The sequence below is a fragment of the Streptomyces sp. NPDC001194 genome, from assembly GCF_042896985.1.
Lineage (GTDB): Bacteria > Actinomycetota > Actinomycetes > Streptomycetales > Streptomycetaceae > Streptomyces.
Genome location: NZ_JBIAXU010000034.1, coordinates 17,913 through 28,269, shown reverse-complemented (window position 1 = coordinate 28,269; position 10,357 = coordinate 17,913). Strand labels below are relative to the sequence as shown.

The following is a 10,357-nucleotide window of genomic DNA, read 5'->3' as shown; positions in this document are numbered from 1 at the left end:
GAAGCGACGCGAACGAAGTGAGCGCCCTTGACGGCCCGGACCGACACGGAAGGACAGTGGACTGCCGGGAAACCCCCGGACTTCCCCTGACCCCGATCACCGGAACCCCGCCACCCCCCGACCCCGCCCAACACCCCCGACCCCACCCGACAGACCCCCGCCACCCCCCGACCCCACCCAGGAACGCAGTGCAGGTCGTGGGGTGTACGGGCAGTCCCGTCGTACGCTGATCTGATGAGAACTCCTCGGCAGGCAGCGCGGATTGTCGTCCTCTCCCCCAACGGGTCGGTGTTCCTCTTCCGGGAGAACAACGTCGAAGTGGGCATCCACTGGCTGCCGCCCGGCGGCGGCATCGATCCCGGGGAGACGCCCGAGGAGTGCGTGCGGCGCGAGTTGCGCGAGGAGACCGGGTGGACCGATCTCGAGCCGCAGCGGCTGCTCTGCACCTGGGAGCACGACTTCACCCACCAGGGCATCCCCGTCCGCCAGCACGAGCACATCTACGTCACCACGGGCCCGCGGCGTGATCCCGTACCCGAGTCCCCGGACGCGCACTGGCGCTGGCTGTCGCAGTCGGCCCTGGCCTCGCTCGGGGAGCCCCTGTGGCCTCCGCGGCTCGCCGAGCTGCTGGCCGACGCCCCGGCCGAGCCCGTCCACCTCGGTCTGGTGGGCGGCCAGGGCCGTACGGCGACCTGAGTCATCGGGCGCAGGCGATCCATCGCCGAACGGCCTCGTTGGTGGCGTCGTCCAGGGCGGAGACGGCTTCGATGGCCTGAAGGTCTCCGGCGAGCGGCGGGATGCCGGCCGCGGTCAGCGCGGCGTGCAGCTCGAGGCGCCGGTGGTGCGCTGCGCCGATTCGGCCGCGAGGCCGCTCCTGCGGGTCCGGGATCGGCACGGAATCCGGGAGGCGGCCGTCCCCCGCGTACTGCTCGTCCTCGAAGTCCCGCACGCCGGGGAAGCGGTAGGGGTCGAGCGCCTCCTGCTGTTTCGGCACGCGCGGGGAATCGCGCCACTTCATGCAAGGACCTCCTGGAGTCAGCCTGGCGGTGGGGAAGTTGCGGCGGTCTGTACCGGCGAGGTGGAGGGACGGGGCACTCACATCCGCTGCTCCTGCAGGGCGTGGGCGCCCGCCGCGATCACCTCGGCGAGCTGGTTGGCGACGGCGACGCTGCATCCGCCGAGCCTGACCACGCCGCGGGCGCCCACGGGCCCGTCGTTGGCCAGGGAGGGGAGGACCATTCCCGCCAGCGCGAGGGCCGCCTGGAGATTGATGACGGCGTCCAGGCCCGCCTGGTAGGCGGCGTCCTGGAGCCGCTTGTACCGGATCCGTTCAGCGTATGAGGGCTCGTACGCCATGGTTGCTGTCCTCTCTGAGCAAGGGTGTGGGGGGTGCGCGCGGCCGTCGCGACCGGTTTGCGGACCGCCCGTGACTTATCGGATTCGGTTGTCGTTCCTCAGTCGTAGAAGATCACTACGGCGGGCTCCGGGAAGGACCACGTTCTCCATGCGGTCAGAGACTGCCGTGCCTTCGGCCCCGGCGCCCCCGCGCTTCGTCGAGGCATCGGCACGGCCTGCACCGTCTTCAGCCGCACCCGGCGACCGTCCGCCGGCCGCAGGACTTCGCGCGGGCGGCGCACCGGTGTCGGCCGGGGATTTCCCGGAGTTGGCCGTCATGCCCCGTAGTGGAGCCTGGGGGCGGGGGAGAGCCTGGAGCTGCGGTGCCGCGGCGTCTGCTGGCGGGGCGGACGGGTCAGCGTGATCTGGCGGACGAGCTGCTGGAAGCAGGCGAGCGCGGCGATGGCGGGCAGGGTCGCCGCGGCCTGTGCCGGGAGCGCCCTGGGCGCCTGGGCCACGCACAGGAGCGTGGCCAGGGTCGAGAACAACAGGACGATGGACCAGGAGTGGACGGCACGGCGCTGGTGCAGGGCCGCTCTGAGGATGGACAGCGAGGCGACCATCCAGGGTCCGTAGATCAGCAGCGGCCACCAGCTGACCACGTCGTGGCCGGTGTGGGGTGCGGCGCTGTGCCGTAGGGCGTCGCAGATGGCGAGCCCGCTGAAGATGCTCACGACGGCGGCGATGAGCGCGACCAGCACCGATGTGCACACGCTGCCCGTTCGCATCAGGGCCACGGCCGGCGCCTTCGGCCGGACGGTCCGGCGGTGGTGTCTGCCGGACGCTTCCGCCTCCGTAGGCCTGATGCCCGTAGGCCCGACGCCCGCCGGCCCGACGCCCGCCGGCCCGATGCCCGGCGATCCGATGCCCGGCACTCCGGTCATCAGCCCGGTGGTGCTCATCGTGTCGTCCACCTCGTCGAAGACGACCCGGTCGAAGGGCGCCGCCTGGTCGCCGGACATGCCCTGCTGAAGGAGACAGGCGAGCTCCTCCGCCGGATCCCATGCGCCGTGCTCCTGGGCCGGTCCAAGTGGCGGGTACCCCATGCCGATGTGCTGTTCGGGATCCGGCCCCGGCTGAAACATGCGGGCATCCGGCTGGGTGGGGAAGCCGCTCCAGTCGTGATGACCATATGGTTCAAACACGGGATTCCTGCCTCAGCAGGTCGTCGGCACACATCCCGGATACGTCCGCGCCGCGCGACCGTTGATCGAATTCCTGACGGATCGAGCTGATCGCTTCCAGGAAATCCTCGAAGACCGAGGACGAGTCACAAAGCTCGATCTTCAGACCTCCATGGTGCAGAGCCGCGCTCTCGCGCTGGGCGCGGTCCGATGAAGCCGGTGTGAATGTCCACTTGCCCATCCGGGCGGCCCCGGGGCGAACGAGGAGATCCTCCTCCTCCGAATGCCGATGGAAGATTGCACCGAGGTTTGCTGTTGTCATAGTCCAACCAACGCTTCCGGCGCCGGGCAGGGTGTGAGCCATGCGGGTGATGATGGCGGGACGCGGGAGTGCGGACCGTTTCCTTTCATCGTTTCTGCAGTCGCACCGAACCGTCAGGCCTGCGGTTCGCCGCAGCTCAGGGCAGTGATGGCGAACAGCAGGCCGAAGTGGGGCGGACTCCCCCGGCGCGGGTTTCGCTATCGCCCGAGTGGGGGTCGGGGTGACCTCCGTACTGTCGGGCCTTCATGTTTTCATCCGGTCCGACAGGGTGCTGCACATGGCTGCAATGAGAGCGCCGGGCATAACCCTGCATATGCCGTTGCGTTATGTGGAGATGTTGCCGAGGGCCCGACCGCGGGCCCCGTTGCGCGAATCCGTCACCGGAAGGGACCCGCTGTGGCAGACATCTTGGTGGAGCTCGTGCTGATCTGTGCCGTACTGGGTGCGTTCTGGAGTGCGATGGCCTCGTCGGGGGTGGGCCGGATGCGGCACAAGGACGTCCTCGAGCTGAGGCGGCAGCAGCGCTTCAGGTACGTCCTGGACCGGAACGCCAATGCCGCCTGGCTCTTCCACCAGGAGGTCCCGGAGGCTGCTGCGGCGCCGGTGCGGGAACCCGTCGGCAGCGTGACGTGCACGGCCTGCGGAGCCCTGTCCGGGTGGAAAGGCGGGGCTCCTGGCTGAGCGACGACGCTGCCCACGGCTCACGAGCGTCGCGCGTGGATCCGGATGGTGTCGCGGATGAACCGGCGGCTCTGTTCGGGCCCGAGTGCCTGCGCTTGGAGGTGGTCGTACATGAAGTGGTAGGGCCGCCGGTCCGCGGGCTTCTCCAGATAAAGATCGCTGGTGAAGCGCTCCAGGTACACGACCCCCGCGTCGTTGTCGGAGAACGTGAGGATGGAGAACTGCCCCGAGACACCGGGGTGGGCTCCCGCGGTGTGCGGGAGGATCTGCACGGTGATGTGCGGCTGGGCGCTGATGCGGTCCAGGTGCTCGAGCTGTTCGCGCATGATGTCGGCGGTGCCGACGGTGCGGTGTAAGGCCGATTCGTCCAGGACGACCCATAAGCGGAAGGGTCGGGCGGGGTGGTGGGCGCGGTGCTGGCGCCGCAGCCGCACCTCGAGGCGGACGGCGGCCTGTTCGGCCGTGATGTGGGGGTTCGTTTCCCCGATGACCGCCTCGGCGTAGGCGGGGGTCTGCAGCAGGCCGGGCATCACCAGTGGCTCGTACGAGTGAATGGAGACGGCCTCCGTCTCCATCCCTACGAACACGCCGTAGGGCACGTCCCCGTAGGCGACCCACCAGCCCTGCCGGCCCGACTCCTTCGCCATCCGCATCAGCGAGGCGACGAACGACTGGTCGGTGACCTCGTAGAGTTCGCACAGATCGCGCACGTCACGGGGATTGATGGCGCGACGGCCCGTCTCCAGGAGGCTGATCTTGGACTGGGACACCAGCAGCAGGCCCGCCACTTGCTGGGACGTCATGCCCGAGGCGCGACGCAGCCGACGAAGTTCCGCGCCCAGGCGGAGCCTTCTGACCGTGGGGCTTCCATTCACCGCCATGGGCGGTTTTACCTCCAACTACACGAACTCACACAGAGATGCAGGGCTCACGGCGAGCGGCAAAAGCATTCTGCTTACGCGGACCGAAGAGGAGCACACGCGGATGGCGAAGATCACCTATCCGGCCCAACGGGCCACGCCCGGAGCGGCTTTCCCGACGACAGGCGGCCCCGCGCCCGGTACCGCCGCACGTCCGGCGGCGTCCGACCACAGCTCCTGCGATGCCGGTCGTGATCGCAGGGCGGCCGCATCTCCGCCGCCCCGAGGGCGCCGTGGCAGGTGACACCGATTCAGCCCTTCGAGCGGTCGAGCGGTCGATTGTTTACGGCCGTTCGCCATCGTACCCAACCCCGTTCAAAATCATCGACGGGTCGTCAGTTCCGAAGGGGGGCAGCGGTCGTGGCCACGGTGGAGCGGGTCTGGAAACTCCCCCTGGACCACGCCCCGTTCGCGCAGGTGGCCGATCGCCGCCGTCATCCGCGCGCGGACCGGTGGCAGGTCGGGCTCAGCGGGTCGCCGCCGTCGCCGTCGCCTTCGCGTACAGCGTCGCCGCGTACTCCCCGAGGATCGTGCTCGTCGAGACGTCGTCCGTGTCGCCGCCCGTCAGGACCCCGATGATCTTTCCGTCCTTCGCGAGCCAGGCGCTGCCGCTCGTGCCGCCGGGGAAGTCCGCGCAGTCGAAGCGCTGCTCCGTCGGGGTCTCGCGGATCGCCGACGCCGTGCACGTGCGCGGGACCTTGCGGTCCGCCGGGTAGCCGGTGACGGTGATCTCCTCGCCCGAGCGGCCCGTGGTGTCCAGGGTCGCGGCGCCGGTGACGTCCTCGATGTTGCGGCCCGAGGCGTCCGGGGCGAGGCGGGCGAAGGCGAGGTCGTAGTCGTCGTCCGAGTCCTCGGACCAGCGGGAGTCCTCGAAGACCTCTTCGATGGTCCAGGCGCCGTACGGGGCTCCGCCGTTCGCGTACGCGGGTGCGAAGACCGCCCCCGCGTCGCCGTGCTTCCCGGCGAGCAGGCAGTGCCCGGCGGTGACGATCAGGTTCTTGCCCGCGCTGTGCACCACGGTGGCGGTGCAGAAGTGGTCACCTTGTACGCCGCCTTCGAACAGGGCGCCGGTGAAGGCGGCGGGAGTGCCCGGCCGGGGCGTTCCCGAGGTGTCGAGCTGCGGCTGCTTCGCTGCTTGCGATCGCGAAGACGGGCTCGGCGAGGGCTTTGCCGGGGCCGCCGCTTTGACGCGCGCCTCCGGTCGGCCCTCCGCAGCCGGCACCACCTTCGTCATGACGGCGGACGCGCCCAGCGCCGCCACCGCGCACAACACCCCGGTCACCACGGTCCGCTTGTCCACCGCCACCGCCCCTCCCACTTTGCTCCGGCGAAGCATGCCTTGATCTTCGCCTTCGCCGCAAGGGGCCCGCCCCCTCACGCCCCGGCCCACAGCCCTTCCGGCGTCAGGCCCAGCAGGTCGATCGCGTTGCCGCGCACGATGCGGTCCACCACGTCGGGCGACAGGTGGGACATCTGGGCCTCGCCCACCTCCCGCGACTTCGGCCACGTCGAGTCCGAGTGCGGGTAGTCGGTCTCGTAGAGGACGTTGGCGACGCCGATCGAGTCCAGGTTCTTCAGGCCGAACGGGTCGTCGAAGAAGCAGCCGAAGACGTGCTCGGCGAAGAGCTCCGACGGCGGACGGTGCACCTTGTCCGCGACGCCGCCCCAGGCCCGGTTCTCCTCCCACACCACGTTCGCGCGCTCCAGGATGTACGGGATCCAGCCGATCTGGCCCTCCGCGTACATGATCTTGAGGTTCGGGAAGCGCTCGAACTTGCCGCTCATCAGCCAGTCGACCATCGAGAAGCAGCAGTTGGCGAAGGTGATGGTGGAGCCGACGGCCGGCGGGGCGTCCGCCGAGGTCGACGGCATGCGCGACGAGGAGCCGATGTGCATCGCGATGACCGTGCCGGTCTCGTCGCAGGCCTCCAGGAAGGGGTCCCACTCGTCCGTGTGGACGGACGGGAGGCCCAGGTGCGGCGGTATCTCCGAGAAGGCGACCGCGCGCACCCCGCGCGCCGCGTTGCGGCGGACCTCGGCGGCGGCCAGCCGGGCGTCCCAGAGCGGGATCAGGGTGAGGGGGATCAGGCGGCCGTGCGCGTCCGGACCGCACCACTCCTCCACCATCCAGTCGTTGTACGCCCGCACCCCGAGCAGCCCGAGCTCGCGGTCCTTGGCCTCGGTGAAGGTCTGGCCGCAGAAGCGGGGGAAGGTCGGGAAGCAGAGCGCCGACTGGACGTGGTTGACGTCCATGTCCGCGAGGCGCTCGGGAACCGAGAAGGAGCCCGGGCGCATCTGCTCGTACGTGATGACTTCGAGCTTGATCTCGTCGCGGTCGTAGCCGACGGCGGTGTCGAGGCGGGTGAGGGGTCGGTGCAGGTCCTCGTACACCCACCAGTCGCCGATCGGGCCGTCGTCGCCCCTGGCCCCCATGACGGGGGCGAACTTCCCGCCCAGGAAGGTCATTTCCTTCAGGGGCGCGCGGACGATCCGGGGGCCGGTGTCCCGGTATCTGGACGGGAGCCGGTCCCGCCAGACGTGGGGAGGTTCAACCGTGTGGTCGTCCACCGAGATGATCTTCGGGAAGGTCTCCATGCGGACTACGGTAGCGCCGATCTGACGAACCGTCAGCTAGTTGGGGGGTGATCGGTCCGACACGGGCTGACGGGTAAGCGCAAGACAGGGCAGACTGGCCCTTACACCGACGGAAGGCAGGGGGGACGACAGATGGACGGCATACCGGCCATCCCGCACCAGCGGAACCACCCCGAGGCAGCCCGGCGCCACTTTGCTGCCGCGCCGGACGCCACGACCGGGACTCGGCCCGACTCCACCGCCGCTCCCGCCGCGGACACCGCAACCGGCACACCCGCTCCTCCCGCCACGGAGACCGAGGCCGCCACGCACGCCCCTCCCGCCGCCGCCACCGAGGCCGCCACGCCCGCCGCCGACGCCACGCCCGCCCCCTGCCGCTTCGCCGTCCTCGGCCCCATCCGCGCCTGGCGCGGCGGCGAGGCGCTGCCCTCCGGCACCCCCCAGCAGCGCGCCCTGCTCGCCGCGCTCCTGCTGCGCGGCGGCCGGACCGCCACCGCGCCCGAGCTGATCGACGCGATCTGGGGCGAGGACCCGCCGCAGCAGGCCCTCGCCACGATCCGTACGTACGCCTCCCGCCTGCGCAAGGTCCTCGCGCCCGGCATGCTCGTCACCGAGTCCGGCGGCTACGCCATCCACACCCCCGCCGACGCCCTCGACCTCGGCGTCGCCCGCAGCCTCGCCGCCGAAGCCGAGCAGGCCCGCGGCGCCGGCGACCGCATCCTGGCCCGTACGCTGCTCGACCGCGCGCTCGACCTCTGGGACGGCGAACCGCTCGCCGGGGTCCCCGGCCCGCACGCGGACACCGAGCGCACGAGGCTCCAGGAATGGCGCCTCCAGCTGCTGGAGACCCGCCTCGACCTCGACCTGGAGGTCGGCCACCACGCCGAGGCCGTCTCCGAGCTCACCGCCCTCACCGCCGCCCACCCGCTGCGCGAGCGGCTGCGCGAGCTCCTCATGCTCGCCCTGTACCGCAGCGGCCGCCAGGCCGAGGCGCTCGCCGTGTACGCCGACACCCGCCGGCTCCTCGCCGACGAGCTCGGCGTCGACCCCCGTCCCGAACTCGCCGCGCTCCAGCAGCGCATCCTGCGCGCGGACGCCGAACTCGCCTGCGCCGAGGACCCGGCCCCGGCCGCCGCGCCCGCACTCGTGAGGCCTGCCCAATTGCCCGCCACTGTCGCCGACTTCACCGGCCGCGCCCCCTTCGTCAGCGAGCTCGGCGAGATTCTGTCGGGCGTCGGCGGCCAGGTCATGGCCGTCTCCGCGCTCGCCGGCATCGGCGGCGTCGGCAAGACCACCCTCGCCGTGCACGTCGCGCACGCCGCGCGCCCGCACTTCCCCGACGGGCAGCTCTACGTCGACCTCCAGGGCACCGAGCCGCGGCCCGCCGAACCCGTCGCCGTCCTCGGCTCGTTCCTGCGCGCCCTCGGCACCCCCGACACGGCCATCCCGGACAGCGCCGCCGAGCGGGCCGCGCTGTACCGGTCCACGCTCGACGGCCGCCGCGTCCTGGTCCTGCTCGACAACGCCCGCGACGCCGCCCAGGTCCGCCCGCTGCTGCCGGGCACCGCGGGCTGCGCCGCGCTCGTCACCAGCCGGGTCCGCATGGCGGGCCTCGCCGGGGCCCATCTCGTCGACCTCGACGTGATGAGTCCCGAGGAGGCCCTCCAGCTGTTCACCCGGATCGTGGGCGCGGAGCGTGTCGGCGCCGAACGCCAGGCCGCCCTCGACGTCGTCGGCGCCTGCGGTTTCCTGCCGCTCGCCATCCGCATCGCCGCCTCCCGGCTGGCCGCCCGCCGCACCTGGACCGTGTCCGTCCTCGCCGCGAAGCTGGCCGACGAACGCCGCCGGCTCGACGAGCTCCAGGCGGGCGACCTCGCCGTCAAGGCCACGTTCGAGCTCGGGTACGGGCAGCTGGAGCCCGAGCAGCAGCGCGCGTTCCGCCTCCTCGGCCTCGCCGACGGGCCCGACATCTCGCTGGCGGCCGCGTCCGCCGTACTCGACCTGCCCGAGTACGACACCGAGGACCTCCTCGAAGCCTTAGTCGACTGCTCCCTCCTCGAATCGGCCGCGCCCGGCCGCTACCGCTTCCACGACCTCGTACGCCTCTACGCGCGTGCGTGCGCCGAGCGCGACGAGCTGCCGCCGAGCGGCCGCGACGCCGCCCTGGACCGGCTGCTGGACTTCTACCTCGCCACCGCCTCCGCGGTGTACGCGGTCGAGCGCCCCGGCGACCGGCTCCCCGCCCACCTGTCCGCGACCCACTACCCCGGGCTGCGCTTCGCCGAGCCCCGCGCCGCCCTGGACTGGCTGTACGCCGAGGCGGACCCGCTGCTGGCCTGCGTCCGGCAGGCCTCCGTACGCTCGACCGGGCGGGGCAGCGTGGTCGACGTGCTGCGCCGTTCCGTCGACCTGCTGTGGGCGGCGAAGGACCTCGCCGAGTCGGGGGCCAACTCCAAGCAGTACGAGTCGGCCGCCGTGGCCCTGCGCGACGCCGCGCACGCCGCGAAGGACCCGCACGCGGAGGGCCGGGCCCGGACCACCCTCACCAACGTCCACCTGGTCGCGGGCCGCTTCGGCGAGGCCGACGAGGAGGCCCGCCAGGCCATGGACCTCGCCCGCGAGGCCGGCGACCCGCTGCCCAGCTGCTGGGCGCCCAACGACCGCGGGATCATCGCCCTCTACCAGGGCCGGCACGCCGACGGCGAGCGGTACCTGCTGGAGGCCATCGAGAACTTCCGCGCCGACGGCAACCACATCGGCGAGGCCAGCGCCCTGTGCAACCTCTCCCGGATCCACGTCGAACTGGGGCGGCTGACCAGCGCCATCGACCTCGCCCAGCAGGGCATCGCCATATACGACCGGATGGGCCTGACCCTGCGCCTGGCCAACGGCCGCTACGCGCTGGGCATCGCCCTCACCGAGGCCGGACGGCTCGGCGAGGCGCAGGACCAGCTGACCGAGGCGCTCTCGCTGTTCCACGACAACCGGCAGCCGCTGTGGGAGGGCGTGACGCACTTCCGCCTCGCGGTGGCCCACCTGGCCGCGCACCGGCCCACGCTGGCCGCCGCGCACGCCGAGCAGGCCATCGCGCTGCGCGGGATCGGTGGGGAGTGGCGGCGGGCGACCGTGCTGACGGTGCTGGGCAAGGCGCTGCGGCGGCTGGGGCAGCGGGACCGGGCGCGGGTGTGCTGGCGGGACGCGGAGGTCGTCTTCAAGCAGCTGAAGTCCGCGGAACTGGCCGAAGTGCAGGCCCTGCTCGCCGCGGAGATTGCGGCCTGACCGGCCTTGAGCTGCGGTGATCGGCTGCCCGTTCGCCGCCG

The 10,357-nt window shown here is 71.7% G+C and carries 10 protein-coding genes; 3 read left to right on the top strand and 7 right to left on the bottom strand.

The window, feature by feature from the left end; genetic code table 11:
* The first annotated feature begins 234 nt into the window (after positions 1-234).
* A complete protein-coding gene (locus ACFY1T_RS35190; RefSeq protein WP_390791811.1) occupies positions 235-696 on the top strand; it encodes an NUDIX hydrolase in 462 nt (153 codons plus the stop codon).
* Between the two features lies 1 nt (position 697).
* Here ACFY1T_RS35190 and ACFY1T_RS35185 read toward each other — a convergent pair whose 3' ends face one another.
* The 4 genes from ACFY1T_RS35185 to ACFY1T_RS35170 form a co-directional block, all read right to left on the bottom strand.
* Positions 698-1,018: a hypothetical protein gene (locus tag ACFY1T_RS35185; RefSeq protein ID WP_390791810.1), complete on the bottom strand. Its 321-nt coding sequence runs from the start codon at positions 1,016-1,018 to the stop codon at positions 698-700.
* A gap of 77 nt (positions 1,019-1,095) precedes the next feature.
* Entirely contained in the window at positions 1,096-1,356 is a 261-nt protein-coding gene (locus tag ACFY1T_RS35180; protein ID WP_390791809.1) for a hypothetical protein, read from the bottom strand.
* Between the two features lie 314 nt (positions 1,357-1,670).
* Positions 1,671-2,480, bottom strand: a complete 810-nt coding sequence (locus ACFY1T_RS35175) for a hypothetical protein (protein WP_390791808.1) — start codon at positions 2,478-2,480, stop codon at positions 1,671-1,673.
* 52 nt (positions 2,481-2,532) lie between these two features.
* The gene (locus tag ACFY1T_RS35170; protein ID WP_390791807.1) at positions 2,533-2,883 is read right to left on the bottom strand and encodes a hypothetical protein; all 351 of its coding nucleotides are present in this window, start codon (positions 2,881-2,883) and stop codon (positions 2,533-2,535) included.
* A 354-nt stretch (positions 2,884-3,237) separates the two neighbouring features.
* On the opposite strand from ACFY1T_RS35170, the gene ACFY1T_RS35165 reads away from it, so the two are divergent.
* Positions 3,238-3,522, top strand: coding sequence for a hypothetical protein (locus tag ACFY1T_RS35165; protein WP_390791806.1), 285 nt, complete (start codon positions 3,238-3,240; stop codon positions 3,520-3,522).
* Between the two features lie 20 nt (positions 3,523-3,542).
* Here the strand turns inward: ACFY1T_RS35165 and ACFY1T_RS35160 are convergent, their stop codons facing one another.
* From ACFY1T_RS35160 to ACFY1T_RS35150, 3 genes are all read right to left on the bottom strand, one after another.
* The gene (locus ACFY1T_RS35160; RefSeq protein WP_390791805.1) at positions 3,543-4,403 is read right to left on the bottom strand and encodes a helix-turn-helix domain-containing protein; all 861 of its coding nucleotides are present in this window, start codon (positions 4,401-4,403) and stop codon (positions 3,543-3,545) included.
* A gap of 505 nt (positions 4,404-4,908) precedes the next feature.
* Positions 4,909-5,742 (bottom strand): trypsin-like serine peptidase, encoded by an 834-nt coding sequence (locus ACFY1T_RS35155; protein ID WP_390791804.1) that lies wholly within the window; start codon positions 5,740-5,742, stop codon positions 4,909-4,911.
* Positions 5,743-5,816: 74 nt separating this feature from the next.
* Entirely contained in the window at positions 5,817-7,037 is a 1,221-nt protein-coding gene (locus ACFY1T_RS35150; protein ID WP_390791803.1) for an amidohydrolase family protein, read from the bottom strand.
* A gap of 132 nt (positions 7,038-7,169) precedes the next feature.
* On the opposite strand from ACFY1T_RS35150, the gene ACFY1T_RS35145 reads away from it, so the two are divergent.
* Positions 7,170-10,316: a BTAD domain-containing putative transcriptional regulator gene (locus tag ACFY1T_RS35145; RefSeq protein WP_390791802.1), complete on the top strand. Its 3,147-nt coding sequence runs from the start codon at positions 7,170-7,172 to the stop codon at positions 10,314-10,316.
* The last annotated feature ends 41 nt before the right edge of the window (positions 10,317-10,357 follow it).

Coding starts and splice junctions, on each gene's coding strand:
- ACFY1T_RS35160 (WP_390791805.1), bottom strand. CDS start 4,403: ATGGCGGTGAATGGAAGCCCCACGGTCAGAAGGCTCCGCCTGGGCGCG.
- ACFY1T_RS35175 (WP_390791808.1), bottom strand. CDS start 2,480: ATGTTTCAGCCGGGGCCGGATCCCGAACAGCACATCGGCATGGGGTAC.
- ACFY1T_RS35190 (WP_390791811.1), top strand. CDS start 235: ATGAGAACTCCTCGGCAGGCAGCGCGGATTGTCGTCCTCTCCCCCAAC.
- ACFY1T_RS35145 (WP_390791802.1), top strand. CDS start 7,170: ATGGACGGCATACCGGCCATCCCGCACCAGCGGAACCACCCCGAGGCA.
- ACFY1T_RS35170 (WP_390791807.1), bottom strand. CDS start 2,883: ATGGCTCACACCCTGCCCGGCGCCGGAAGCGTTGGTTGGACTATGACA.
- ACFY1T_RS35185 (WP_390791810.1), bottom strand. CDS start 1,018: ATGAAGTGGCGCGATTCCCCGCGCGTGCCGAAACAGCAGGAGGCGCTC.
- ACFY1T_RS35180 (WP_390791809.1), bottom strand. CDS start 1,356: ATGGCGTACGAGCCCTCATACGCTGAACGGATCCGGTACAAGCGGCTC.
- ACFY1T_RS35150 (WP_390791803.1), bottom strand. CDS start 7,037: ATGGAGACCTTCCCGAAGATCATCTCGGTGGACGACCACACGGTTGAA.